This window comes from Corynebacterium simulans, from assembly GCF_001586215.1.
Lineage (GTDB): Bacteria > Actinomycetota > Actinomycetes > Mycobacteriales > Mycobacteriaceae > Corynebacterium > Corynebacterium simulans.
The window spans coordinates 1,542,179-1,568,712 of record NZ_CP014634.1; the positions used below are offsets into that span (position 1 = coordinate 1,542,179).

21 protein-coding genes and 1 pseudogene are annotated in these 26,534 nt (G+C 57.8%); 8 read left to right on the forward strand and 14 right to left on the reverse strand.

Annotation, left to right across the window (positions count from 1 at the left end; genetic code table 11):
- Positions 1–310 precede the first annotated feature (310 nt).
- A pseudogene (locus tag WM42_RS07300) lies at positions 311–1,537 on the forward strand (IS3 family transposase).
- Between the two features lie 34 nt (positions 1,538–1,571).
- Here the strand turns inward: WM42_RS07300 and cas2e are convergent.
- The 9 genes from cas2e to WM42_RS07340 all read right to left on the reverse strand — a co-directional run bounded on the left by cas2e (position 1,572) and on the right by WM42_RS07340 (position 12,298).
- Positions 1,572–1,886, reverse strand: a complete 315-nt coding sequence (gene cas2e, locus WM42_RS07305) for a type I-E CRISPR-associated endoribonuclease Cas2e (RefSeq protein ID WP_049147286.1) — start codon at positions 1,884–1,886, stop codon at positions 1,572–1,574.
- Positions 1,887–2,819 (reverse strand): type I-E CRISPR-associated endonuclease Cas1e, encoded by a 933-nt coding sequence (gene cas1e / locus WM42_RS07310; RefSeq protein ID WP_062036619.1) that lies wholly within the window; start codon positions 2,817–2,819, stop codon positions 1,887–1,889. It abuts the gene before it with no gap.
- Positions 2,819–5,446 carry a CRISPR-associated helicase/endonuclease Cas3 gene (locus WM42_RS07315; RefSeq protein WP_062036621.1) on the reverse strand — a complete coding sequence of 876 codons (2,628 nt, stop codon included), beginning with the start codon at positions 5,444–5,446 and terminating at the stop codon, positions 2,819–2,821. The genes cas1e and WM42_RS07315 overlap by 1 nt, the downstream gene beginning before the upstream one ends.
- A gap of 7 nt (positions 5,447–5,453) precedes the next feature.
- Positions 5,454–6,137, reverse strand: coding sequence for a type I-E CRISPR-associated protein Cas6/Cse3/CasE (cas6e, locus tag WM42_RS13025; protein WP_082787651.1), 684 nt, complete (start codon positions 6,135–6,137; stop codon positions 5,454–5,456).
- Between the two features lie 144 nt (positions 6,138–6,281).
- The gene (cas5e, locus tag WM42_RS13870) at positions 6,282–7,022 is read right to left on the reverse strand and encodes a type I-E CRISPR-associated protein Cas5/CasD (RefSeq protein WP_371440784.1); all 741 of its coding nucleotides are present in this window, start codon (positions 7,020–7,022) and stop codon (positions 6,282–6,284) included.
- The gene (gene cas7e / locus WM42_RS07325; RefSeq protein WP_061925336.1) at positions 6,979–8,043 is read right to left on the reverse strand and encodes a type I-E CRISPR-associated protein Cas7/Cse4/CasC; all 1,065 of its coding nucleotides are present in this window, start codon (positions 8,041–8,043) and stop codon (positions 6,979–6,981) included. Before cas7e ends, cas5e begins: the two co-directional genes overlap by 44 nt.
- A 27-nt stretch (positions 8,044–8,070) precedes the next feature.
- Complete coding sequence (locus WM42_RS07330; protein WP_061925333.1) at positions 8,071–8,682, reverse strand: type I-E CRISPR-associated protein Cse2/CasB; 612 nt, start codon at positions 8,680–8,682, stop codon at positions 8,071–8,073.
- A 15-nt stretch (positions 8,683–8,697) separates the two neighbouring features.
- Positions 8,698–10,212, reverse strand: a complete 1,515-nt coding sequence (locus tag WM42_RS07335; RefSeq protein ID WP_158510268.1) for a type I-E CRISPR-associated protein Cse1/CasA — start codon at positions 10,210–10,212, stop codon at positions 8,698–8,700.
- 502 nt (positions 10,213–10,714) lie between these two features.
- Positions 10,715–12,298: an alkaline phosphatase gene (locus WM42_RS07340; protein ID WP_082787652.1), complete on the reverse strand. Its 1,584-nt coding sequence runs from the start codon at positions 12,296–12,298 to the stop codon at positions 10,715–10,717.
- Between the two features lie 234 nt (positions 12,299–12,532).
- On the opposite strand from WM42_RS07340, the gene WM42_RS07345 reads away from it, so the two are divergent.
- Together WM42_RS07345 and WM42_RS07350 are read left to right on the forward strand one after the other, a co-directional pair.
- The gene (locus WM42_RS07345) at positions 12,533–12,913 is read left to right on the forward strand and encodes a zinc ribbon domain-containing protein YjdM (RefSeq protein WP_062036625.1); all 381 of its coding nucleotides are present in this window, start codon (positions 12,533–12,535) and stop codon (positions 12,911–12,913) included.
- Between the two features lie 5 nt (positions 12,914–12,918).
- Positions 12,919–13,158: a FitA-like ribbon-helix-helix domain-containing protein gene (locus WM42_RS07350; protein ID WP_062036627.1), complete on the forward strand. Its 240-nt coding sequence runs from the start codon at positions 12,919–12,921 to the stop codon at positions 13,156–13,158.
- Positions 13,159–13,227: 69 nt separating this feature from the next.
- On the opposite strand, the gene WM42_RS07355 is transcribed toward WM42_RS07350, so the two are convergent.
- Positions 13,228–13,956 (reverse strand): GAP family protein, encoded by a 729-nt coding sequence (locus WM42_RS07355; RefSeq protein WP_062036630.1) that lies wholly within the window; start codon positions 13,954–13,956, stop codon positions 13,228–13,230.
- Between the two features lie 69 nt (positions 13,957–14,025).
- Here WM42_RS07355 and WM42_RS07360 point away from each other — a divergent pair, with 69 nt between their 5' ends.
- The 3 genes from WM42_RS07360 to WM42_RS07370 all read left to right on the forward strand — a co-directional run bounded on the left by WM42_RS07360 (position 14,026) and on the right by WM42_RS07370 (position 19,662).
- A complete protein-coding gene (locus tag WM42_RS07360; protein ID WP_062036632.1) occupies positions 14,026–14,628 on the forward strand; it encodes a TetR/AcrR family transcriptional regulator in 603 nt (200 codons plus the stop codon).
- A 121-nt stretch (positions 14,629–14,749) separates the two neighbouring features.
- On the forward strand, positions 14,750–17,605 hold the full coding sequence (gene leuS, locus WM42_RS07365; protein ID WP_062036634.1) for a leucine--tRNA ligase: 2,856 nt from the start codon (positions 14,750–14,752) through the stop codon (positions 17,603–17,605).
- A 242-nt stretch (positions 17,606–17,847) separates the two neighbouring features.
- The gene (locus tag WM42_RS07370; protein ID WP_062036636.1) at positions 17,848–19,662 is read left to right on the forward strand and encodes a DUF2339 domain-containing protein; all 1,815 of its coding nucleotides are present in this window, start codon (positions 17,848–17,850) and stop codon (positions 19,660–19,662) included.
- On the opposite strand, the gene WM42_RS07375 is transcribed toward WM42_RS07370, so the two are convergent.
- The 3 genes from WM42_RS07375 to paaZ form a co-directional block, all read right to left on the reverse strand.
- Positions 19,659–20,264, reverse strand: coding sequence for a hypothetical protein (locus tag WM42_RS07375; protein WP_062036638.1), 606 nt, complete (start codon positions 20,262–20,264; stop codon positions 19,659–19,661). The two genes, WM42_RS07370 and WM42_RS07375, sit on opposite strands and share 4 nt — an antisense overlap.
- A gap of 11 nt (positions 20,265–20,275) precedes the next feature.
- The gene (locus tag WM42_RS07380; RefSeq protein WP_062039281.1) at positions 20,276–21,952 is read right to left on the reverse strand and encodes an FAD-binding dehydrogenase; all 1,677 of its coding nucleotides are present in this window, start codon (positions 21,950–21,952) and stop codon (positions 20,276–20,278) included.
- Between the two features lie 75 nt (positions 21,953–22,027).
- Positions 22,028–24,109 carry a phenylacetic acid degradation bifunctional protein PaaZ gene (paaZ, locus tag WM42_RS07385; protein WP_062036640.1) on the reverse strand — a complete coding sequence of 694 codons (2,082 nt, stop codon included), beginning with the start codon at positions 24,107–24,109 and terminating at the stop codon, positions 22,028–22,030.
- A gap of 89 nt (positions 24,110–24,198) precedes the next feature.
- Here paaZ and WM42_RS07390 point away from each other — a divergent pair, with 89 nt between their 5' ends.
- Together WM42_RS07390 and WM42_RS07395 are read left to right on the forward strand one after the other, a co-directional pair.
- On the forward strand, positions 24,199–24,591 hold the full coding sequence (locus tag WM42_RS07390) for a PaaI family thioesterase (RefSeq protein ID WP_062036642.1): 393 nt from the start codon (positions 24,199–24,201) through the stop codon (positions 24,589–24,591).
- Positions 24,592–24,735: 144 nt separating this feature from the next.
- On the forward strand, positions 24,736–25,623 hold the full coding sequence (locus tag WM42_RS07395) for an endonuclease domain-containing protein (protein WP_062036644.1): 888 nt from the start codon (positions 24,736–24,738) through the stop codon (positions 25,621–25,623).
- A gap of 73 nt (positions 25,624–25,696) precedes the next feature.
- Here WM42_RS07395 and WM42_RS07400 read toward each other — a convergent pair whose 3' ends face one another.
- On the reverse strand, positions 25,697–26,533 hold the full coding sequence (locus tag WM42_RS07400; RefSeq protein WP_062036646.1) for a 3-hydroxyacyl-CoA dehydrogenase family protein: 837 nt from the start codon (positions 26,531–26,533) through the stop codon (positions 25,697–25,699).
- Between the last annotated feature and the right edge of the window lies 1 nt (position 26,534).

Sequence of the window (26,534 nt, forward strand, 5' to 3'; positions counted from 1 at the left end):
TATAACCTGGCTTGGCTCACTGTGGTGTGACCGACTTAACTCTTGACGCGTAGACCTGCTGGTTTGGTGTTGGGGTTGGGTATTTTTCCGCACTAAGGGGTGGGGTGTGGGGCGGACGGTAGTGTGATCTTTTGTGAGCCCGTCTATCCGTACTGTGACGACTGCTTCTGGGGCTACAGCTGTCCAGGTAGTCACGAGCGAACACGTGGGCAATCGGATGTCGAAATCCGATCTCAAGGCGCGACCAATTTATGCCCGAACTGAAGCGTCCTGGGTTTAGTTCCTACCTCAGCTAAGGAAGGATTGAACTATGCCTAGAAAGTATTCCGTTGAGTTCAAGGAGAAGGCGGTCCATCAGATCATCGAAATGGTCCGCCTGGAGTCCTGCTCACTGCAACGTGCCTACACGGAGGTCGGTGAGCTGCTTGGAGTGTCTCACCATACGTTGCGGGCTTGGTACCGTGACAGCGCTTCAGTACGTGATGACTCTGGCGCTTCAGGCGGCGAAACGATGGAAGAAGAGCTCAAGCGTTTGCGCCGCGAAAACCGTGAGCTGAAGCGAGCAAACGGGATTCTTAAGACTGCTTCGGCTTTTTTCGCAGCGGAACCAGGCCGACCCACGACCAAATGATCTCTTACATCGACGCGTATAAGGATCAGTTTGGGGCCCGGGGCCATCTGCCGAGTCCTCAAACAAGCAGATCGTGGATTCATCACTTCACGCGGCTACCGCAAAGCCACTACACGTGTTCCCAGTGCAAGGGCCTTAAGCGATAGCCTTCTCATCCCAGAGATACAGCGTGTGCATGCGGAGAATTTCTCGGTTTACGGTATCCGCAAAATGTGGCACGCGATGAACCGTGAAGGTTTTCATATTGGTCGCGATAAGACTGCACGTCTGATGAAGCTAGCAGGTGTTTGCGGCCGCAGACGTGGACGAACCCCCGTGACAACGATCAGCCCGAAGGCACCGGATCATCGCCCGGACCTAGTGCAGCGAGACTTTCGTGCACAAGCACCAGGCCGGCTGTGGGTTGCCGACATTACTTACGTTCGCACCCTGTCAGGATTCGCCTACACCGCGTTTGTCGTGGATGTCTACAGTCGAAAGATTGTTGGTGTTGCTACACGCTCAACGATGCGCACCGATGCGCTACCCATGGAGGCCTTGGAGCATGCGTTAACGACTGCAGGGCGAATCCATGGAAACCAGCTGATTCACCACAGCGATCGGGGCAGCCAGTACGTGTCACTGAAGTATTCCACCGCTCTCGCGGAATCCGGAATCCGGCCGAGTGTGGGAACAGTCGGCGATTCTTATGACAATGCTCTAGCTGAGACCGTCAATGGTCTCTACAAGGCGGAACTGATTCATGCCCAAGGTCCGTGGACGTCGGTCGGAGAAGTCGAATTGGCCACCTTGCGGTGGGTGCATTGGTGGAACACTAAGCGGCTTCACGAAGCATTGGACTACGCCACCCCACAGGAAGTAGAAACCGAGTACTATCTCACCCAGCCCATCAACACAGGGTCGTAAAAGAAGCGGAACTAAACCCAGGACGCTTCAAACTTTAGTTTGTCTCGGTGCGGTTTTGCGTATGTTCTCGCGAAAACGTGCACGCAAGTAAAAGGCCGTCCATGTCAATGATTGTACGGCGTCGCGGTCCCATAGTGTTGACTGCAAAGCCCTGTTCGCGGGTCCGGTCCTCGTTGATCATGGTTAGGCTGCCGTCGGCGATGGCATTGGAAAGCCGTCGCCACAGGTTATCGCGGACACGACGGGAAACGTTTCCTACATAAACACCGGTATCTACTTCCGAAAGGAAACGCGAAAGGTAGCCATGCATGTGGTCCGGGAGGCTGGTGGTTGTGATTACAAGAAACATTCAGCGCCGTCCATATTGTGTATGCCCGGCGACTTCATCGCCGCGCCCAGAGACGAGTCGATCGTCATCACGTGAAGGTAAGTGGGGTGTGAGTACCTCTGTGAGAACTTCCAGCATGTCGACGAGTAAGTTCTTTCGATGGATCTCTCGGCGTAGTTGCTTCCTTAGCGCTGGTAATGGATCTTCCTCATTGGCACAGGCGAAAGCCAGTGGGATTGAGATTGTGGGCTTGTACAGATCAGCCAGATCAAAGAGCAATGAACGAGCATTACCTCGATGAATGATGCCCAAGGCAGGATTGACACCTATTGCCGCGCACGCAGAAGCGGCGCATCCATAGAGCATGGAGTTCGCTAGGTTGAGTCCCTGATTAACTGGGTCATCGTTAGCAGTATTGCGCCGAAAATTCTTGATCCTGTGTTTCTTCGCCTGGGTTTGATAAGTCTGTTTCATTACGCGGCCTTCAAGTCCGCGCATGATGGAAATGCTCGGAGCATCAGCAATTTCTTCGATGCCTAGTTGCCGCTGGTAGAGCTTGATTGCAGCCTTTCGCTGGTGGGCTTCATTAGAGACGAGAGCTGCCTGGGCAATTGCCCAACGCGCCGAGGAAGTTAGTGGGGTTGCGTGAGTATAAGCCGGCACTCCACCACCGCCAGTGAACATGATGGTCGTTCCTGAACGAGTACATGAGGTAGCAGCGGCTGCAGAAATGGAGGTTCCAGGTCCGAGCATAAGAACTGCAAGTCCGCCTACAGGGAGTTGGATGCGTTGCTCTAATTCTGAATTGTCAACAACCGAATAGGCCACTACACCAGTACGGTCCTGGCGGATAGCTGCACGCTCCACATAAGCAAAGCTGACACGGTCTTCCAAGCGGACTTGGTGGTCTGCTGGAATGGTGGAAAACGTAATGGCGTCTTCGGAGTAAGCCATTAGGAGTGTGCCTTTCCGTAGATGAGTCCAAGGGCTGGATCGTAGTTGTCGGAGAGATCAACGATTCTGAAATACTGCAGTAGGGAAGTCTCCCACGGGTTCGAGAGAAAACGCGGATCTTCGGGAGGAAAAGAGCCTTGACGTAGGTTGATACTTGAGCGGAGAATACGTTTCAGATCTTCCTGAGTGGGCTTCGTGAGTTCTAAATCGATACTGGTTATGGCACCCGGAATTGTGCCAGCGTCATCGAGAACGAGAGCACGTACAGTTTCTCCTTCGACGTAACGTGTACGGAGATCCTCGAGTGCGGTAGTTCCTTCTGTGAGCTTGGTTAGCTCGCTTAGGCGAACGTCTTCTTTTAGAACGGCTTCCAGGTTGCTTTGAATATTCGACGCTGCCATGTGCTTCCTGGAATCCTGGGCAAAGGCATCAATGTCTTGGTCATCGTTGATATTTGTGAGAGTAATTGATGTTGTGTTGACAAAGTCTTGACACTCGACCGGGAATTCAATTCTTCCGTTATGAGAATTCAGCCAGCGTTGCGTGCGGTTCAGTAGAGCCTCCATGTAGGGAAGATTCTCACGGTGCTCGTAATTCTGGTGGGCAACAATATGCAGATGCATGTGGTCACGCCCAGGAAGTCGGTGCTTGCGTTGTGGGTCTCTTCGGCGCCAGACACGACCGGCCCGTTGGATGAGGGAAGCGGACGGGCATAGGTCGGTGCTGAGTAGATCAAGGTCAATATCCAATGATGCTTCAATGGCTTGTGTACCTACAACACATATCCCTTCACCGTTTCCATGTGGACCAATCGTGCGAAGTAGCGTATCGGCAGCAGCTTGGCGATGTCCCGCAGTCATCGCAGCGTGTAGAAGCAGGACGTCTTCGCCTGCCTCATTAAGCCTGCGGGATATCTCTTGTGCCCAGTCAACTCGGTTGCATATGACCCCGATGCGAGCAATCGGATACTCCGCACGCATGCGTCGAACCCAGTTGACATGTGCGTCTATCTGAGACGGGTTTGCGATGGTGATGTCGTAAGTCAGCGTGTATGGCGTTGAATCCAACGGAGTGGCTGTATAGGAACTGGAGTTGTGGCTGAGGATCGAGGGAAAATCAATGTTTGTTTCCAGCGGGTACCCGGTGTAGGTACATGCGAGTGAATTGCACTGTTCTTGCGACAACGTGGCGCTGAGAAGGGTAACGCGTGCTCGCACGGTACCTAGCCATTGCATCAATGGTTTGAGCAATTGTGCTTGATAAGGATCTAGCGTATGGACCTCATCAATAATTACATGCGCGTTTGCCAGCGCCAACAGAATGACATGGGTCCATTTCATCGGAAGTGCTGCTTTAAGCGCTTGGTCCACGGTGCCTACCGTGATAGAGGCCAGCATGCGTTCCATTCCTGAACGCACGAACTCAGCTGGTACGAGTCCGCCGACGTCTTCCAGTGGATTACTGTCGCGGAAGGTGGTGACGGGGCGGGAGTAGAAATCCTCAATGGTGGCCATTCCGTGTGCGAGCGCTGCAGTGTTTTGAGTCGAACTAAAGATTCTCTGTACACGCTTCATCAATGCATTCGAGGTCGCCATCGTGGGTAGTAGGAACAACATGCGTTCTTTACGTTGCGCATGGCGTAGGATAGCGGCTTCAGTCTTACCGGAACCTGTAGCTGACATGATCGTGAATAGACCATCAGGATCGGTCATGGCTTCTCGCTGTGCAGGGCGTGGTTCGTAGCCTTGAAGAATTGCTTCTAGCGCGTCTTCAGCGCTGGGCCAATCGGAATAGATACCAAGTTGTTCTCGAATACGAGCTAGAGCAGGTTCAGCTTGTGTGAGTATCCACTCCTTCGGCTGTGTCAAGTCTAGTTCGGCTGTTTGGCACCGTGCTTGAGACTGTTTTACCCATTCGTGGGCTGATACCAGGCGGTCGGCCACAACAGTTAGTCCGCTGATCAGAATCATGGCCGACGTTGGAACTTCATCGGGGAACACTGTTACTCCGCAGGCTTCGCGAAGCGCGTGGTCTAAAACTTTTTGGGCAGTATTCCACCCATTGCTGGCTAGAGCCGTGTTCCACAGTGCCTCTTTTGTACCTGTGCGATCGCCGCCAAAGTTTGGAGTATCAAACCTTCCATGATGACCCATAGCTGGGATACAGCGCCAGGCTTGAGTTGCTGAAGCATCCACCGTGAGGCTGCCAAGGAGGTAGGAAGCTGAAGCCTGCTCATGGCGTCTAAATGCGGCGACATCGTGAAGTCCTCGCAAAGCACGTGGTGGGAGCTTAAAACCCAGCTCTTCGTTTTCCACAATCCGGTTTCTTACAGAAGACCAGATTTTGCGTTCTTCAGGACGCTGCCTCGCATGAGTAAGTAGTTGGCCTTGAAAGAAGGGGTTCGCTTTGCCGATGTCGTGCGTGCCAACCAGCCACATTACGATTTCACGTGCGTGTGGCCCCAGCTCTTCGCGAAGGTAGCCCTGCAAGCCTGGCCTCAACCAGTGATCGAAGAGCTGTCCTGCCATGGAAGCGGCATCACACATATGGGCAAGCAAAGGGTAGCTTTCTTCGAGGCTATGTTGTTTGGCCCACACGGAAGAAAACGTTGAATGGGTGGCAGGCATGGGGTTCCTAACTTAGAGCGCGGATAGATAGTAGACCACAGCCGTAAGCCTTTTCTCGGCCGATTCCAGTAGTCAAAATGGATACGAGTGCTGCGGTGTCGCGTACTACGGCGATGCCATCCACAGCATCTATTTGTAGCGTCATACGCCCCTTTTCAGCCTTAGGATCTTTGAGTACAGCGCGCCGGTGGTTGGTAACCTCCACAGCATCTAAGGCGGGAGATAACTTCTGTGCCAGCCAGGGGCCAAATGTGGTTCGTTCCGTATCCTCATGATCCAACGGGATGGGCTTAACTTTGTACGAACGCTTACCGGAAGCATTAGTGAATGTCTCGCGACGAATAGCGTTGAGACTAATGCGAAAACTTACTGAAGTTCCAGTAGGCGGAGCCTGAAGCTCAACTTGCTTAGTCACAATGTCTGGACAGCTCGAGACAGTGGGCTCTGTAGCAGACTGGATAAGAAAATACGGAGCCTGTCCTGCCGGGGTCTCTAAACGGAAAAGAATTTCTGCAGCGGAACGTGGATTGGCGTCGTCGAATGCAGGGAAAAGACCCATGACTGCGCGATGACGAAATGTTGGGCTATTAAGACTTGCGGGACTCACACGGCGAGCACTATTCGCAGCCACACTTAAGAGAGCGTGTGCAGGTGCTTTGGTTAGATACCGAGTGGTGATCATATTCTTCATCTTTCGTCGGGAATACGTTAGATTTGTTCAGAGTGGCTCTCCGCTGATGCGGAGGTAGTTCATATTTCATTGAATTGGAACCACCTTCTCCGCGATACGTGGAGGCAAGCGAAGCGGTAGGTCAACAAGGCCTACCGCTTTTGGCTACCGTTGAATGGTGGAGTGGCGGTGCAGGCTGAGCTCCTTGATGCCTTTGAGCCAGTCCGTTCGGGTCGCAACAGCGGGAACACTCATGCTCTCTGGGGACACTCCGGAACCGAGCGATGGTTCAAAGATTCGCACAGTCGCTTTACTCGACGCGTTAGGAGCAAGGGCGGGGATGAGCGACAGCATCTCTGCTGGCCCAGTTCCCAGATAGAACGGGAACGTTGCTGGAAAAGCTTTTCGACCTAGATAAACAGAGAAGACAGGGCTGGCAAAAGCCTGATCTATCTCCTCCGTGTGGCCTTCCAGAGTGGCACGTACAATGAATTCAGATTCGGCTAGGTACGTGCGTCGGCTGATAGAAGTCGCACCCACGGCAGGGGTGAACTTAAGCTGCTTCACAGAGGTAGCCTTCATTTGCTGCATGATTGCAAGGCGCCGTCGGAAAGTAAATTCATCTTCCCTGTCACCGATGGTGTGAAAATCATCAACATATTTTGGAGTCTTATCCTCCCGCAAGGTGAAATGCACGTCATCGATCCACGTTGGCCACTGCCCTCTTTTCGCACCTAGACTCGCAGCCAGTAGCCCACGGAGCGCGCTGAGCGTAGGGCGAGGCTCAGTACGGACAAAATTTCCCGATACAGCCAGACCCGCCCACGACTGGAGGGGTCCCGCAAGACGGATATAGGTGGAACTAGGCATCGAGAATCCACTCCACAACCTGGATAATGAAGTCATCGAGAGAGACGGGCGAGAGGTGTCCTAGTTTGCCGTCAAGATCCTTGTGCGTGCCGGACAGTACTTCAACAGGGCCAAAGTTGGCAGGGTCAAAGAAACGAGCTTGTTGGTACTGTTCTGCCAAAGCTTCAATTGAAGGAACGAGAAAACCACCATCGCCCTGTGGAGTAACTGGCTGTTCAAAGTCATATGCGACGCGGGCACGCTGTTCTTCTGCGAAGACAACAGCTGGGAGCGTGTAAGGTGCGGTACTGTTTTCTTTACCTCGTGGCTGGCCGTAGACGATAGCACGGAGTAGTTCGCTGAGGTTTTGCGCAGCGTCTTCAGAGTCAAACCCGGTCCAGCTTTCTTTTAGCTGCACTTTGTCAATCGTTACGGTCCGATAGAAGATGCCGCTGGTGTATTGGCTAACTCCTAGGAACGTCGCTCCGGAGTCATTGTTACGCTCACGGATGTCATCGACCGTGGAGAAATAATCGGTGTCGATGGTAGCGGCATGGGTAGTAATTGCCGGAGAAACACTGATTGCGGCTTCGGTGTTGCTGGTTGGGGCGTTGGCGAACATACGGCCAAATGCGGCGATTGCCAGGGATCCCGTCTTAGTGCCGTTAATGAAGCCTGAGTCCTCAGACTCTTGGTTACCAGCGATCTTTGTTGCTGCTGTGAGGAGTTCCTCACCAGACAACCATGTCGAACGGTCAGATTCTCCCTCAGAAGCCGTTGCTTTGGTCAACGTGCCAATAATCTTCTTGGCTTCCTTTAGTGCAGCTTTCTGATCCAGTTCTGGGTTTAGCTCTACAGCTTTTGTGACAATCTCATCTGCCAACTTGCCAGATCGGATGGAAATGTTGCCGGAAGCATCTTCGTAGCGCAGGCGGACGCCGCGCTTGATGGACTGCGAGGAGTGCAGGGCACGGAGAACTCCACCATGCATCGTGCGCTTTGGAACGCCGGTGTCATCGCGATTGAGGTTGGAGAATGGAATGCTGGACAGGATATTGATAGTGAGGTGACGCGACATGGGAAAAATCCTTTCGAAGGTTGTGGTTTAGGAAGAAGCGGAGGTGGAAAAACCGGAGTAGTAGTTCTGGAGCACGCTGCGGCGAACGCGTTGAGAGCTTTCTGTGAAGCCATTGCCCCATCGGAAGAAAATCCGGAAAAGGTCATACACAGGTAGCGGAGGTGTGTCCTTCGTGTTCCCTGCTAGTGCGGCGATACGACGAATAGTAGTGATAGCTTCATCCACGTTTTGCGTATGTAATGAGACGAGCCTGCTGGCTACAGCATCCGGATGGCGAGGATCTAGCGTTTCTTGTTCTGGAGCCAATTTGCGAGAGATGAGGTTGCACCATTGTCCGAGTGATCGGAAACCCGTTTCTTGGGAATCAATGTGCGGTACCGCATCGAATTCCGCAACCAGAGCTGCGAGGCGAAGCGCTACTGTGCGGGTGGTGGGGCTGGCATCGGCAGGCAAAAGAGGAAAAATGAATGGATAGGCGTAGTGCTCCGTAGACTGCGAATTACCGCGGCGAAGGAAAGCACGGGTGCGGCGCCATTCACTGCCGGAATGGGAAGTGGGTTTGTCGTGGTAATTACGCACAGATTGAGTCAGCCAGGTCAAAAGTGGCTGCCATTCTGGCGTAGATTGTGTGTGATTCATCCTTTTCCTTAGAAATTAGGTGGTGGGGTCGTCGGGGTCTTCGGCAACAAAATCCTTGATGTGCCGTTTTACCCAGTACTCGACCCCGGCTCGAACGTGGGCAATCCGTGCGGGCTCTTGACCAAAATGTGGTTGTGTGACTGAATCAAAAGCGGCCATGGAAGCGGTGTGTAGCCCGGTACGCAGCTCCGGGGAAGCGATGAACTCGCTCTTGGCTGAACGGCACTCTTTGAGCAGCAAAGAGAAATTGTGGGACATATTGCGCCAAAAGGCTTCGCTTACATCTCCGCGGCTGGATTCCAAAAAATCCAAAACTAGCGGTACTTTGCCGCCTGCACGCTCGTTAGCGTTTTCTCGGCGGAATGGGCGGATTACGGTGCTATGAAGCTTGTCGATGCAGTTTGCACCAAGCCTGATATCAGCTTGCACACCAGGATTGGTGTCGTGGGCCCACTCCTCATCACGAGGGAAGAATATGTCGGAAGCGCGAATATTGGGGCTAGAAGCGGTACCCTCCATGCGGTGCCGGATGAACACTAGGCGTGCTTCAGCTGTTGGAGGAAGTATGTGGGATGAGCTGGCCTTTTCAAACTCCGCGGTTTTATTTTGTGCAGCCCAGTTGATGGCCAAAGCAGTAGCATCTTTACCCAGATCTAGACGCTGAAGTTTTAGCTCTTTGCCATTATTGATGTACAGGTAGAACGGGTCTTTTTGATTGCGCAGCGTCCACCAATCTTTTTGCTGATCTTTGCTGCCCATCTCGGTAAGGAACCATTCAGGCGGTACACCGCCGGTGCGGACACCAACAAGCTCTGATGCTTCCCAGGCTGTAGCAGGGGAATTAGAAGTCCACGTGGCCGACCATAGCGGGTGAACTATCCCGTCGTGGCGCGAGTACGCGCAGGTGCGGTCAGCCCATGCGGGAAGGCCTGTGCCCTTGACCCATGACTGTGGAATTGCCATGAGCAAGGTTTCTAGTAATGATTGCCCATGCCACAGCACTTCTGTTGCCGAATTCTCAGTACCAACAAAACGCATCGCCGGGGAACCAGAAACGCATTTGTCACCGCAGTACGCATTGTTGCCTGCTACGGATAGGTGATGATAAGTCACGAGCCACATCACTGCATCTTCTAGAGATAACCGTTCCTGGTTAGCGGTGAGAAGGTTGGCAAAGTCTTCCGACTCATTGGGTGGCATAGCCGGTGACAGTTTCTTGACTGGATGAGTCCCGGGGCCAACATAAGTTGCTTTGTCCTTGGGGTTGGACGTATTAACTGCCGGTCGTTGCATGAATGGGAATTGTGCGTCGTGCAAGTAAGCACCAGCGCTGAGCTCTTCGAGAGCCTTATCAACGGCCGCTTCAGATAGGCCGAGATTGAGTAATTCGGCAGGGGTTTTGGCTTCGTGCCGTAGTACTACTGCAGTAATGCCTGCCAAAAGTCGAACCTGAGAGCTGAAATGAAAACCGGGTTGCGAAGAAGTGATATCGAAATCGTGTTTGTGGGCCCTAAGGAGTGCATCACGCACGCTTAGCCGGCCTTGTGATGTCGGCAGAAATTCGACATTTGTCAGGCAATTGATGTTTGGACTCTCTGATGTCATCGAGACCTTCTTTCTTCAGTGCGAGCCTAAAATTCACTCTAGTGCGCAGATCATTTGGGCATAGGAAAATTTCTCAAAAATTTTTCCAATTCAGTTAAATAGTTGACGTTTCTATCGAATTGGTGAAAGCGGCTAGCGCGGTGCGCGAGACGGAGTGTCTTTAGTGAATGTGCTGGAATAGGAGTCATACTGGTGACGATAGTCTTTGGCCTGGACACGTCTAGCTGATATTCGGATGATTGTTCGATCGTTGAGGTGAGCGCCGACACTAGAATTGGCTGTCCGTCCTGCCTTCTGACTGCGTCCTTTTAGCGGTGAAAACGTCCAAAGCCCTCGTCATCCCCTAGAAAGTGACGGTGTTTCCGTTTGTGGGGAGACGAGGGCTGGTGCTTGTCCGCGGCTTAGTGGCGGGGCGTCGGCTAGCGCATTAGGCGAACTGCTTGATGAGGTCTTGCAGAGCCTTGAAGTCGAACTTGACCAGGCCAAGGGCCTGAGCGGCAGCGGTGATGATGCCGAAGATGAGGGCCATCACGCCGGCGCCAGCCAGGCCAGCGCCTGCAGAAGAGGAGCCGTCGGAGGAACCGTCGTTAGATGGCTTGTTGTCGGTGTCGCCGGGGTTGTTGGTGTCGTCTTCAGCGGTGTTGAACCACCACTCGTCCAGGGCCAGCTTGGCCACGGTGGTGTTGTCGATGTACTCGCCGCGGACTGGGTCGGTGCCAGAAACCTTAGCCTGGATATCTTCGGAGCCAGCGCCCTTGAAGAAGAACGGTACTACCTGGTTGGTGTGGTTGGTGGAGTACCACTCGTGGGTCGGAGCGGTGCCCTTGGTGCCGGTCTGTGGCTTCCAAGCGTCGGTCTCATCCTTGCCGGAGAGGTAACCAGTCTCGTGGTCAGCGGTGACAATCAGCAGGGTTTCCTCCCAGGAGGAGTTCTTCTCAACCCAGTCGATGGCGGCGTCGACAGCCGCGTTGAAGTCCTGGACCTCTTCGATGTCGCGGCCGGTCTGGTTTGCGTGGCCGGACCAGTCGATGGCGCCGCCTTCAATCATGAGGGAGAAGCCGTCCTCGTCCTGGCCCAGGGCGTTGAGTGCGCCGTTGGTCATGGTCGGCAGGTCAACCACGTCGTTCTTCGGGTCGGTGCCTGGCTCCTTCGCTTCAGCATCGCCGGAGCGGTTCTGCTGCAGGGTGGTTGCAACTGGTGCCAGGCCGAAGTACTTCTTACCCTCTTCTGCGTTGCCAGCAGCCAGGGACTCAAAGCCGGCGGTGTTATCGGTGAACTCCCAGCCCTTCGAGCCGTCGCGAAGCGCAGCGAGGTTCTCCTTGGAGATGTAGGAGTAGTCCTCGGAACCGGCAGCAACCTTCTGCGCGTCATCGTTGTACTTAGGGTGGCCCGCACCCATGATGACGGAGAGATCGGAGTTGATCATGGAATCGCCGATCTCCAGGTAGTTGTTGCGGTTCTTGTTGTGCGCCGCGAACGCCGCTGGGGTGGCGTGGTCGAACGGTACGGAAGTGACGACGCCTGCGGACTTGCCCTCGCGGATGGCGCGCTCGGAGAGGTTTTCCATTTCGTGGCCGTAGGAAGAGACGCCCAGGGTGCCATTATCAACCTTGGAGCCGGTGGCCATTGCGGTGCCGGCCGCAGCAGAGTCGGTAGGGCCTTGCTTGATGTACTCGTGGTCAGACCATGCCTTGGCTGGGTCGTAGGAGCCGCCGTGCGGGAAGGTAGTCATGGACAGACGGTTGAAGTCCTCGAATGCCTGGACGGATTCGCCTTCGAGCTCCTTCGCAGTGTCCGGACCGAATGCGCCTTCAACCAGGTACTTGGACTGGCCGGACTCGTAGAGATTGTTGGAGGCGATGTGGCCGTAGCCCATACCGTCACCAATCATGTAAATGATGTTCTTAGGGCCAGAAGCAGCGGCGTGTGCTGGGGCGACAAGGCCGGTGGTCAGGGCGGTAGTGGCTACTGCGGCCACGCTAACGCGCAGGGCGCGAGAGAAGTTGCGCATGAGAGAGCTTTCTATGTTCAAGGTCTTTGGGGACTTTAAAGAGAGATAGGAATAGAAAGAGGCAAGTTCCAAAAGTGAGAGTGGAATCAACCGTGCATAAATCTAGGCAGGCGGAGTAACAACGGGACCACACACGGGTTAATAAGAATCAAACTATGTGGGTAGTTCTTTTGGACGTCAATTACCCACTACGCCGTTCAGCCGTAAGCGTGAGCACAGATTAGAATCCCTCTCATGACTGAAAATGCAGCTGCGATGTTGCCGCCATGCCCTGAATGTTCCTCCGAATACACCTACGAGATGCCGCCGCTCATCGTCTGCCCGGAGTGCGCGCACGAGTTCGAAGCCACCGCCGCTGGTGCGGACACCGACTCCGCTGAGCCCCAGGTAATCGTTGATTCTGTGGGCAACGCGCTTGCCGACGGCGACACTGTCACCGTCACCAAGACCCTCAAGGTCAAGGGTGCGCAGCAGCCGCTGAAGTCCGGCACTAAGGTCCGCGGCATCCGTCTGAACTTTGATGCTGGAACGGGTCAGGAAGACCACAACATCGACTGCAAGATTGATGGCTTCGGCGCCATGACGTTGAAGCCGGCGGTGGTCAAGAAGGTTTAGATGCGATGGCCTCATTGGTAGTAAGAAACCTTGACGACGCGATAAAAGAAGCGCTCGTGGCTCGTGCGCGGGACAATGGCCGCTCAATGGAAGCGGAGGTGCGTGCCATTCTTATTGACGTTGTGCAACCGAAGAACATTGGGATTGCTCTTTATGAAGCAAGCAGAGATGCCGCGGTTGAATTGGAAACTCCACCACGTGAAGATGAAGCGCGGGCGGCGCTTTTTAAAGATTGCCTCCGTTAGCGTGGTGTGCGAGTTAGTTCCTGTGATGGACCCGATCCTTGAAAACAGATCACCGCAGCTTCAACGGGTCTAAGTGGCGAACCACAAAATCGAGGCGGCTTGGGCAGCGAGGATGAATCCCACGATGCCAATGATCCAAGCAGTAGTGCTCTGCGCGTTCTTCATGAGCCAGTTGTTTAGGCGAATCAACGGTTTTTCGATTGCGGAGCGGGCCATTATTCGGATGCAAGTGAGTAAGAGGGCCGGAAGGATCATTACGAAGCAATAGCCCAGCAAGAGCAGCACATTGCTGGGGAATCCGGGACCCTCGACGGTGATGATGCCGATGCCCGCGAGGTAGGGCAGCATGGTTGCGGCTTCGAGGAATACGGCGACGAGAGCCAATCCGATGAGCGAGCCGGTGGTGCTTGAAGAGGATTTTCCGCTCATGACCTGCGAACGCCACCTCAATATTCGGTTATCCCCACGTGCTGCTCGCTCCGCAGCGCGTGCTCGAGCTTTCTCGGTGTCCATGAAATGGCTTATTACCAGCAATGCAATCCCTGCTATGAGCTGCACATACCGAAAGCTCGTGGACTCGAACAGATGACTATAAGAACCAAGTAGCGACGTAGCCCCAAACAGCAATGCCACGCCCAGTGCGAAATAAGAGCCAGCCACAACACTCAGAAAGAGCAGGAGCCTGCTGATCTGCAGGCGTCCAGGTGCCGTTAACAAGCCGAGAGGGATCAGGAGGGTGCCGAAGCTGGTCGAATCGATGAGGGCTAGGACGACGAGGCTGCCGATGGTCGCGATCATCACGGGCCTTTCTTAGTAGCACGACTGTGTTAGACGAGACTTTAACACAGTCGTGCTAGAGTTTCTTTTGTGGCGCCAAGACTCGACATCGAAGAAAGAAAAAAGCAGCTCGCTGAGGCCGTATGGCAGGTCATTCTGGAGCGCGGTATTTCGGCCGTCTCTGTAAGGAACGTGGCTGAGCAGGCGGGAATCGTTGTTGGTTCACTGCGGCATGTGTTTCCCACCCGCGCCGAGTTGATGAAGTTCTCGGCTGAGCTAATGGTGCAGCGCGCAACAGAACGGGTGCTTTCCGTTCCTCCCAGTGATGAACCGCAGCAGTATGCGCTTGAGATTGTGAGGCAGCTGTTGCCGTTAGAGGCGGACTCGCGCGCTGAATTTGAGGTCAACCTCGCACTCGCAACCGAAGTGCCAGCGCTTCCAGAGCTGGCCTCTATTCGGGACGAAGCACACCAGAAACTCCATGAAGTGGCACTGCGCTTGGTCGAATTGGTGTCTGGTCAATCTCGCGAGTCGGAAGAAGTTGAGGTGAGTGCGCAACGGTTGCATGCACTGATCGACGGTCTTGCATTCCACTTGCTGCACCGTCCCGTGGAGGACGATCCGCAGTGGGCCCTCGACATCATTCGCGCGGAATTAACAGCCATTCAGGCTGACTTCAGAACGCGGGGTTAGGTGGGGCTTAACGCGGCGTCGCCAAGCGCATTCCCATCTCAGCGAAAATCCCACCAGATGGACAAGGAAAGCCCAAGGCTAAATGACACAATGACCAGCTGGGCTACTACACTGTCTAAACATGACTAACCCGAGTGATTCCACCGCGCACCGCTATACCCCGGAGCTTGCGGCCCAGATCGAGTCGACCTGGCAGCAGTACTGGAAAGACAATGGCACGTTTAACGCGCCGAACCCCGTCGGCGAGTTAGCCACGGAGAGCGCGGGCGCCCTTCCGAAGGAAAAGCTCAACATCCAGGACATGTTCCCGTACCCATCCGGCGCAGGCCTGCATGTCGGCCACCCGCTGGGCTATATCGCCACCGATACCTATGCCCGCTACAACCGCATGCTGGGCAAGAACGTCCTGCACACCCTGGGTTATGACGCCTTCGGCTTGCCGGCCGAGCAGTACGCCATCCAAACGGGTACCCACCCGCGCACCACCACGATGGCCAACATCGAGAACATGCGCCGCCAGCTGGGCCTGCTGGGCTTGGGCCATGATCCGCGCCGCTCCGTGGCGTCGACGGACCCAGAGTTCTACAAGTGGACTCAGTGGATCTTCCTGCAGATTTACAACTCCTGGTTCGACGAGGAGCAGCAGAAGGCGCGCCCAATGTCTGAGCTCGTCAAGGAGCTCGAGGTAGGAAAGCGCAAGACCAAGGATGGCCGTTACTACTCCGATCTGACTGCAGCCGAACAGGCCGCAGCCCTGGACGAGTTCCGTTTGGTCTACCTGTCTAACTCCACCGTCAACTGGTGCCCTGGCCTGGGTACCGTGCTGGCAAACGAGGAGGTTACGGCAGAGGGTAAGTCTGAACGCGGCAACTTCCCGGTCTTCCGCAAGAACCTGTCCCAGTGGATGATGCGCATTACCTCTTACTCCGATCGCCTGCTGGATGATCTGGAGCTTCTGGATTGGCCGGAGAAGGTCAAGTCCATGCAGCGCAATTGGATTGGTCGCTCCCGCGGCGCCGAGGTGGACTTCACCGCTGAGGGCCACAAGATCACCGTCTTCACCACTCGCCCTGACACCCTGTTTGGCGCTGAGTACGTGGTGCTGGCTCCGGAGCACGAGCTTGTCGACGCCCTGCTCTCCCCCGTCCCGTATGACGACGACGTCGACCAGCGCTGGACCTTTGGCCACGATGATCCGAAGGAGGCCGTGGAGGCCTACCGTGAGTCCATCGCCGCAAAGTCTGACCTGGAGCGCCAGGAGAACAAGGAAAAGACCGGCGTCTTCTTGGGCACCTATGCGGTTAACCCGGTCAACGGCAAGCAGGTTCCGATCTTTATTGCTGACTATGTTCTGACCGGCTACGGCACCGGCGCCATCATGGCGGTGCCGGCGCACGATACGCGTGACTACGAGTTCGCCACCGAGTTTGGCCTGCCAATTACGGAGGTTGTCTCTGGTGGTGACATCAGCAAGGAAGCGTTTACTGAGTCCGGCAAGGCCGTTAACTCCGCTAACGAATCCATCGACCTGAACGGCAAGTCCAAGGAAGACGCAATCGCGGCCATCATCCCGTGGCTGGAGGAGCAGGGCATCGGCCGCGAAAAGATCCAGTACAAGCTGCGCGACTGGCTGTTTGCACGCCAGCGTTACTGGGGCGAGCCCTTCCCCATCGTCTATGACGCTGAAGGCCAGGCTCACCCGCTGCCAGAGTCCATGTTGCCGGTCGAGCTGCCGGAGGTAGAAGACTACAAGCCGGTCTCCTTCGACCCAGACGATTCCGATTCCTCCCCGCAGCCGCCGCTGGCCAAGGCCCGCGAATGGGTGGAGGTGGAACTCGACCTCGGCCAGGGCACCCAGACGTATTATCGTGACACCAACGTCATGCCGCAGTGGGCAGGTTCTTCCTGGTACCAGCTGCGCTACATTGACCCGCAGAATTCGGAAGAATTCTGCAGCTTGGAGAACGAGCGTTACTGGACCGGCCCTCGTCCTGAGGAGCACGGCGCTGGCGATCCAGGCGGCGTGGACCTCTACGTCGGCGGCGTCGAGCACGCAGTGCTGCACCTGCTCTACGCCCGTTTCTGGCACAAGGTCCTCTTCGACCTCGGCCACGTTTCCTCCAAGGAGCCGTACCGCCGACTGTTCAACCAGGGCTACATCCAGGCCTATGCCTACACCGATTCCCGTGGCGTTTACGTCCCGGCTGCCGAGGTGGAGGAAAAGGACGGCAAGTTCTACTACAACGGTGAAGAGGTCAACCAGGAGTACGGCAAGATGGGCAAGTCCCTGAAGAATGCCGTGGCTCCGGATGACATCTGCCGCGACTACGGTGCCGATACCCTGCGCGTTTATGAGATGTCCATGGGTCCGCTGGATACCTCCCGCCCGTGGGCAACCAAGGACGTCGTCGGCTCCCAGCGCTTCCTGCAGCGTCTGTGGCGTCTGGCTGTAGACGAGACGACAGGAGAGCTTGCTACTAGCGACGCCGCGCTCACCGAGGATGATCTCAAGGCCCTGCACCGCGCCATCGCCGGTGTGCGTGATGATTACGAGAACCTGCGTCTGAACACCGTGGTGGCTAAGCTCATCGAGTACGTCAACTACCTGACGCGCACCTACGGCAACTCCGCCGAAGGCGCTCCGCGTGCTGCGGTCGAGCCGATTGCGCAGCTGGTCTCCCCGATTGCTCCGCACATCGCGGAGGAGCTGTGGAAGCGCTTCGGCCACACCGAGACCATCACCTACTCCTCCTTCCCCACCTTCGAGGAGAAGTACCTGGTAGATGACGAGATTGAGATTCCGGTCCAGATTAACGGCAAGGTTAAGGCTCGCGTTAACGTGCCTGCCGACGCCGACGAGGGCACCGTGGTTTCCGCCGCGCTTGCCGACGCCCGCATCGTCGAGCTGACCGAGGGCAAGAACGTAGTCAAGAAGATCTACGTCCCTGGCCGCATGGTCAACCTGGTGGTTAAGTAAGCGCTAAATCATCACAAACAGAGGGCCTGCGCCACATCAAGGGGCAGGCTCTCTCCCCTATTTGTGCTGCTTGTCGAGGCCACGAGCTGCACGCTCACAGGTGGTCCTTTCCAGTTTCGGGGCCATGCCGCAGGGCATGTTCGCGCCATTGGGTGATATCCCAGCCGGTGAAAGGTTTCAAAGGCATAACGAAATACTAGGTTCTCTGGTAGACACGGGGGTTTCGCGGTAAGTCATTAAGCATGAATCCAAACCAAGAGCTGCTCAGGGACGCTTTGCGTCGGCTCGACATTGCCGAGCAAGCACTTAGCGACGCCCGCGCCAGCCTCCGCGATTTCGAACGTCAGACGGCCGGCGTGCCCGAGATGCAGCCAATTTCCACCCCACCCCAGCAGGCCCCTGCGCCACCTCCAGTGAAGCAGCCAGCGCAACCGGCGGCGCAGCCCCAGCCGCACGCGGTACCTCCTCCTTATCCATGGCAGGCACCACGGCCGCGTGCCCCGCGGGACCGCGAGAAGACGCTCATCAGTGCGGTTGCTATTGGCGGCACCGTCATCACCCTGGCGGGCGTGGCCTTCCTTGTGGGACTTGCCATTCAGGCGGGCCTGCTAGGGCCGGTGGGCCGCGTCGTTCTGGCTTACATCGTGGCGGGTGCGCTGCTCGGGGCCGGATGGTGGTTCCGCAACAAAGCCGCCCCGGCCGGTGTAACCGCCTTGGTGGCCACTTCCCTATTTGCGGCGCTGGCCACGACGTTCCTCGTGGTCACGTGGCTGGGTTGGTGGCCGGTGTGGCTGGGCGCAGTGCTCATGGCGCTCATCTATGGCGGATTCGTGGGGTACGCCCATTGTTTCCGCCAGGGCTCATTCACACAAGAGTGGATGGCCGCAGGCGCAGGCATCGCCGCACTCTCCTACCCCAGCGCAGTGGCACCCGCACACGTCGGCGGTGCCATGCTCGTTGTCGTGATCCCGTTGGTTACCGCCACCTACAGCATCTTGTGTCGCAGTGAGCGCATGGCCGAGGTGCTGCGGGCTATCGCCGGCATCGGGCTTGCCGTGGTCATGACGGAAGTCGCCGCCCGCAGCACCCTCTTCAGTCTGCCCTCGTTGTGGATCGCCATCGCATGCAGCCTGCTCGCCATCGCGGCTGTGGCCTTAGTGGTCTACTTCCCCACCGCCAAGGCGGAATTTGGATTCGCGTTCTTGGGGCTGTTCGCCCCGGGCTTCCTGCTGTTCACTGCCCTCTTTCGCGCGGACACCATCCTCGCCCAGTGGATGGCCGTTGCTGCCCTGGCTGTCATCGTGGGTATCGCCTGGCTTGGCAACTCCGTCATCAGGGATTGCGCACTTGGGGCTATCCCCGTGGTCTATGCCTTGGTCATGCTCAACACCATGGCGGGCTGGACCGGCACAGCCCCCACAGGGACCATGGCTGTAGTCCTGACGTTTGTCCTAAGCGGGCTCTTCTTTGCAGCATTCGTGCTGCTCTTCCAAGCGATGCGCAATGCTTTCGTCCTGGCCGCCTGGTTCCTCGGCTCGATCATAGTGCTCTCCCCGCTCCTCGGCGGTGTGCTCTTTGATCCGCCTGCCCTCGCTGGCATGGAGCCACTTGCCGAGGGCATCGTCCTCACCGTGGCTCTCATCGCGGGCTACCTGTTGCGCCAGCGTATCCCCCACTACGAGAGCCGTGGAGTCGCAGCCGCACTGCTACTCTTTGTACTCCTGCTCAGTCTTCTTGCCGCGGTAGGCACAATCGCCTCGGCAGCCGCCATCGTGGCGGGAGCCGAGGGCCTCAAGACTGCCTACCTGGCTTCGCACGCTCTGGTTTCTGTGGCGTGGATGGTCCTTGCTGCCCGCCTGCTTCTTGCTGCGGACCAGCGCTTTACCGCCATCGGCGTGCTGCTTGCCATTGTGGCGGTGGCCAAGCTGACCTTCTTCGATCTCGCGGCCACAAGCGGTATCTTCCGCGCGCTCGCATTCCTGCTCAGCGGCATTATCTTGCTGACCATCGCGGTGCGTCGCCGCGGCGTCGACAAGCCGCGCCGCGAACAGGCCTAGGCCTCGTCCCAGAAAGGAGTAGCGCAGACCGCCACGGCGTCGATTGTCGCGTGCGCGGGCGGTTCTTCCTCGAAGACCACCGCAAACCCGGCCACTTGGCCCACCCAGAATTCATTTTCGGTGAGCTCATGCACGTGCTTCGCGACGTCCTTTACCTCACCCGTCACCCGCACCCGCGGGGTCAGCATGCTGGGCTTGTAATTGCTGTAGAAGCGTTCCGTGTCGGGGGCCTCGAAATCCTCGATAGCGTGGTGACCTGCGGGTTCCACGTGCGTGGCCAGGAGTGCGGGGTACAGTGTGCCCTGCAAAGCCTCGCCACCGGCAGGGTTGCCGGCAGGGAGGGAAAAGGGGGCGTCGACAAGCGCGGCGAAGCGCTTACCTGCAGTTTCTACCACCCCGATGAAAGGCGTGGCCCTGTAGATGGTGCCCTGCTGGGCCGGGCCGCGGTAGGTGACCACGGCGGTCTGCTCATCTTCGTAGGTCATCGCAGTGATGCAGATGCCTGAAGGATCGCGGTGATAGAGGACCTCGTCAAACGCGGGGTCCTCATGGGAGCGTGCGACCTCGTGGAGCTCGTCGACGGTTTCCAAAAAGATGTCCATGATGGGCCATCTTAGCTGCGCGCGAGAGCCTCGCCTACGCGCTTGCCAGAATGGATGCAGCCGCCCAGGAACGTGCCCTCGAGCGCGTTCTTGCCATGCATGCCACCGCCGCCGAAGCCGGACGCCTCGCCGCAGGCATACAGGCCGGTCAGGACGGTTCCGTCGGGATTGAGGCAGGCGCCGTCGAGGTTGGTTTCGATGCCGCCCAGCGTCTTGCGTGTGAGTACCTTGAGGCGCACCGCGATGAGCGGGCCCTTGTCGAGCAAGCGATGCGGGGCCGCGCAGCGAATCAACTTGTCGCCTAAGAAACCGCGAGCGATGCGGATGTAGTTGACCTGAGCGTCCTTGGAGAACGGGTTGTCGAGCTGCGCGTCGCGATCCTCAATGATCTTGCGCAGTTGGTCCACATCAATCTTGGGTGAACCCTCTGGACTGATGGAATTCATGCCTTTGACCAGGTCTTCTAGGTTATCTTCGACAACCCAGTCGATGCCGTTGTCCATGAAAGCCTTGACGGCCACATGGGTGCCTGGGCCGAGCTTGCCGGCCAGCTTCTTGAACTCCTTGTCTGTGAGGTCGGGGTTCTGCTCGGAGCCGGAGAAGATGAACTCTTTGTCCGCAATCTCCTGGTTGAGCACGAACCAGGAGTAGCCATGCCCGGTGTTGGTGATGTGCGACAGTGCGGCGAGGTTATCCGAACCAGGGAAGAGGTTGGTGGGCAGACGATTTCCTTCCGCGTCGAGCCACAGGCTGGATGGGCCTGGGATGATGCGGATGCCGTGCTCTGGCCAGATGGAATTCCAGTTGCTCATGCCCTCGGGGTAGGCCCACATGCGGTCCTGGTTGACGAGGTTGGCGCCGGCCTTGCTGGCGATGTCGATTCCTCGGCCGTCGACATGCGCGGGAACACCCCTGACCAGTTCCTCTGGGCATTTACCCCAGCGCTCAGTGGGCCACATGGTGCGCACTTTCTCAAGGTTTCCGCCGATGCCGCCGGTGGCAATCACCACGGCCTGGCCACGGAGCTCAAATTGCTTGACGACGTCCCTTCCGCTCGCCTCACCACGCACCTGGTCGGTGGGCGCCAGGACCGAGCCCTTCACACCGACGACGCGCCGTGCGCTCCCGTTCCCCTCGGTGATGAGCTCGTCCACGCGGTGGCGGAAGTGGAATTCCACCTTGCCTTCCTTCTCGGCCTTCTCAAGAGGTTCGCGGAATACACGGACTACCTCAGGGCCGGTGCCCCAGGTGAGATGGAAGCGGGGGACTGAATTGCCGTGCCCGGAGGCGTCGCCCGAGCCGCGCTCTGCCCAGCCAATGGTGGGCAGCACGTTAAGTCCCAGCTTCTTGAGGTAAGAGCGCTTTTCATTTGCGGCGAAGCGAACGTACTCGCGGCCCCACTTGCGTGGCCAGTAGTCGTGGGAGTCTTCGGTGGTGACTTCGTCGTAGTCGGCGGAGTTGGCCCAGTCGCGCCAGGCCAGTTCCTCGGAGTCTTTCACACGCATGAGCTTTTGCTCAGGGGAGCCGACGTAAAACAGGCCACCAAGTGACCAAAAGGCCTGTCCGCCCAGGTTATTGCGATTTTCCTGCTCGAGGAAGATGACGTGCTTGCCGCCTTTGATGGCCTCGTAACCTGCGACCATTCCTGCCAGCCCAGTGCCGACGATAATGACTGAGTTCTCTTTCATACACAAAAGCATACGGCAGGAATGTGACCTGTGACGCAGTCTCCTTAATCGTGGCGGCAATAACGCCTATTCGTATTACTGCTGCGCGTAGATGGTGTCGACCTTCTCCACCAGGGTCAGGACGTCGTAGGACGCAACCAGCTCGTCGTGCTGGTTGTAGAGGGCAGCATCCCAGCAGACCTCGCCATAGTCGTCGGTCACGCGCGGGGTGATGCGTTTGGCGGTGAGCTCGATGCGGATGGAATCGTCGTAGGTGACAGGGTTGATAAAACGCAGGTTCTCCAAGCCGTAGTTCGCCAGAACGGGACCCGGAGCAGGCTCTACGAAGAGGCCGGTTGCCCAGGAAACCAGAAGGTAACCGTGTGCGACGCGGCGCGGGAAGAAGGGGTTCGCGGTGGCGGCCTCTTCGTCGGTGTGGGCGTAGAAAGTATCGCCGGTTTCGTTGGCGAAGGCTGTGATGTCCTCCAAGGTGACCTTGCGCAGGTCCGACGCGAATTGGTCGCCTACCTTGAGCGTTGCCAGATCCTTGCGGAAAGGATGTGTACCGGTGCCTGCCTCCACATCGGCGCGGGTCACGCGGTTAACGGCCGCGCCACGGTGCCACTGGCCGGTAATTGCCGTGAGGTGATCTGGGGTGCCCTGGATGGCGGTGCGCTGCATGAAGTGCTTGATGCCGCGCACGCCGCCGAGCTCCTCGCCGCCGCCGGCGCGGCCTGGGCCGCCGTGGACCAGGTGCGGCAGGGGAGAACCGTGGCCGGTTGAGGTCTTGGCGTCGTCGCGGTCGAGGAAATGCAGGCGGCCGTGGTGAGCGGCGATACTGCGTCCGAGCTGAGCAGTTAGCTCTGGGTCGTGGGTTACGACGGATGCGACCAGCGAGCCTGCACCCAGGGCCGCCAATTCGATGGCCTCCTCAGGGGTCTCGTAGCCAATGAAGGAAACCACTGGGCCGAAGGCCTCGGTGTTATGCACGGCTGGGGTGCGAGAATCTGCAAAGCGCAGAATCGTCGGTGCGAAGAATGCGCCCTCGAGCTCGTCGGGGCCGCCGAGGACGATGTCACCGCCGGCGTCGACAAGCGTGCGCACTGCAGTGGCGACGTCCTCGCGCTGCTCAACGGAGACCAGCGGACCCATGGTGGCGTTGGTGTCGCGCGGATCACCAGGCACGACCTTCGCCTCGAGGCGTGCCTTCAGCGCTGCGATGACGGGATCGACGAGGTGCTGCGGCACGATAGCGCGGCGGATGGCGGTACATTTCTGCCCAGCCTTGGCTGTCATCTCGCCGAAGACGGCCTTGACGTAGGCTTCGAACTCGGGGGAGTCCTCGGTGACGTCGGTGCCCAAGATGGCGGCGTTGAGGGAGTCGGCCTCGGCGCTGAACTGGATGCCGCCCTCCACGACGTTGCGGTGGCTGCGCAGCGCGTGTGCGGTGGCGGCGGAACCGGTGAAGGCCACGTGATCGCGGTAATCCAGGTGATCCAGCAAATCGCGCGCGGAACCAGAGATGAGCTGCAGGGAGCCCTCTGGGAGGATGCCGGAATCCAGCATGAGGCGTACGCAGGCCTCGGTGACGTAGCCGGTGGGGGTGGCTGGCTTCACGATGGAAGGAACGCCCGCGATGAAAGCAGGTGCGAACTTCTCGAGCATGCCCCAGACCGGGAAGTTGAAGGCGTTGATCTGCACGGCCACGCCCGGAATCGAGGTGTAGATGTGGCGGCCGATGAAGGAGCCGTCCTTGGAGAAGACCTCAGCCTCGCCGTCGGGGATGACGGTGGAGTTCGGCAGCTCGCGACGCCCCTTCGAAGAGAAGGTGAACATGGTGGAGATGCCGCCGTCGACGTCGACGAAGTTATCGCGCTTGTTGGCGCCGGTCTTGTGCGCGAGCTCGTTGAGCTCATCACGATGTTCTTGCAGGTAGAGTGCCAGTTCCTTGAGCTTGATGGCGCGCTCGTGGAAGGTAAGCGCCTGCAGCCCGGTGCGGCCGGTGGTGCGGGCATAATCGACGGCCGCGGCAATATTGAGGCCCTCTGCGCTCACGCGAGCGACCAGCTCGCCGGTGGACGCATCGTGCACATCGGTGACCTTGCTGGGGTTGTCAGGCGTGACCCACTGCCCGGCGAGGAAGCTGGGGACAAGCTGCGCGGTGTTCTCGTTTGTCATTGCGGAATCGTTCCTTTCGCGAGTAACTGATCGTTCGGTCAGTAATTTAAGTTAGTATAATCCACATCACATAGCGAGGAGGAAGAACCATGCAGCAATGGCAAATTGTGCTCGGTGAGCTAGACAAGAAAATGGGCGTTGAGGTGCTCGAACAGTCGCCGGAGAAAGTTGTGGCCACAATGCCTGTGGAGGGGAATACGCAGTCCTTCGGCCTCTTGCACGGCGGTGCGATGGTGTGCCTAGCCGAGGCCGTGGGCAGCTGGGCGGCCGTCATCCATGCTTCGACGCAGGGCAAGGTAGCTGTGGGCGTGGACATCAACGCCACGCATCACTCTTCCGGACGCGCCGGGTTGGTTACCGCAACTGCGACGGCCATCAAGTTGGGGCGCACGCTGTGTAGCCACGAGGTCGTGATTACCGACGAAGCCGGCAAGCGCCTGTGCACCGCGCGAATCACGAACGCATTGGTGGAAAGAAGCTAGGTTAGCCGCCCTAGATGCCAAATCGACGCATGTTGGCTGCCTGAATGGGCCACGATTTGGCATCTAGGCAGGCGTGAGCGCCTCCACCGCTTCAAGCTGCACACCCCGCCCGCCGGTGCTAGCTTCCAATTGGGGGAGATAATCATGCACAAGGGCTTAGTGTCGGGGCTGACGAAGAGCCAACTGGCCACGCATATCAAACACGGGCGCGTCACCAAGATTGCGCGGGGGCTCAACGTTTGGGGTAGGCCTACGCCGCTGGAAGTGCTCTGGGCGGTCCAACAGCGATACCCGCAGGCCGTCGCCACTGGGCGGACAGCCGCGCAGTTGTATCTGAAGCGCGAGGTGACACTGCCATTAGAACTCGCCGCACCGAAGCGTCTGCCAGCATCTACGTATTATTCCGCGCGGCGAAGCGTGCGGGAGCAGACGCGCGAAGTGCTGGGCTGCTCCGTGCAGAATCCGCTGTTGGCTCTCGAACAGATTGACTGGGGCCGCGGCATCGAGCTCTGCGAGGCGCTTTATTCCGGACATCGCGGGCGCGAGAAGCTCGAGGCAGACCGGGCTGAAATATCCAGTCTGCCCGCCCGAGCGCAGGAGCTGTTGAGGTCCGCAGTATTGTTCACCGACTCCAGCGCGGAGATTGCGGTTGCACGGGCACTCCAGCAGGCAGGGCTGAAGATTGAATGCAACGTATTCATCGGCGTGCATCGCTGGGACATCGTGATTCCCTCACGCAAGATAGCCATCGAGATTAACGGGCTGAAGTTCCATTCCGAGTTGGGCGTGTGGATTCGCGATCACTGGAAGAACAACGAAGCCGTATTAAGAGGTTGGCGGACTTTGCGCTACACCGGCCATTGCGTGGCGCATCACCTAGATTACATCGTGGAGCAGGTAGCGCAGCCGCCCAATTGGTCGCGGCGTTTCTATTCCTTCGTTCACCTCTGGCACAAGGCGCTGCTGCCTAAACCATGGGAGGAATACGCGCTGCCGCCAGAGCCGGAGTGGGTACACGAAATATCGCCCTAAATGCCAAATCTGCGCTTTACGACGTCGCGATTTCGCTCCGATTTGGCATCTAGGGCGGCGGAACTTAAAAGCGCTAGCTGTAGTCGTAGAAGCCCTTGCCGGACTTGCGGCCGAGCTCCCCGCGAGCGACCATATCGCGCATCAGCTGCGGAGGCGCAAAGCGCTCGCCGAGCTGAGACTCGAGGTACTCGGCGATGCCGAGACGCACGTCCAAGCCCACGATGTCGGTGAGCTCGAGCGGGCCGATGGGGAACTTGTAGCCCAGCACCATCGCGTTGTCGATATCGCGCGGGGAGGCAACGCCTTCCTCCACCATTCGGATGGCCTCCAGCGCAATGGCCACGCCCAAGCGGGAGGACGCGAAGCCGGGGGCATCCTTGACCACAACGGCCGTCTTGCCCAAAGCCTCAACCCAGCCCTTGGCGTCCTCAACCAGTTCCGCGGGGGTGGAGTCAGCGATGACCACCTCTACCAGCTTGGATGCCGGAACTGGGTTGAAAAAGTGTAGGCCGATTACGTCGTTGTTTACGCTTCCTGCCAGCTCGGATACGGACAGGGAAGAGGTATTGGTGGCGATGACTGCCTCCGGAGCTGCCGCCGAAACGTTGGCGAATGCCTGCGTCTTGAGCTCCATGGACTCCGGGACTGCCTCGACTACCAGCGGGAATCCCGCGAAGTCGGCAGCCTCGGTGGACAGCGTCAGGCGCTGAGCCCACGATTCGAAGGTGCCGGAAGCGCCGCGATCCAGGGAACCCTGGATGGCCTTCTCCACGCGCTGGCGGGCGGCTGCGACGGCATCGTCGTTGATATCGACGACGTGGACCTGCGCACCCGCTGCCAGGAAGGCATGCGCGATGCCGGCACCCATGCGGCCGCCGCCTAGTACTCCAACTTTATTCGGGGTTTTCATC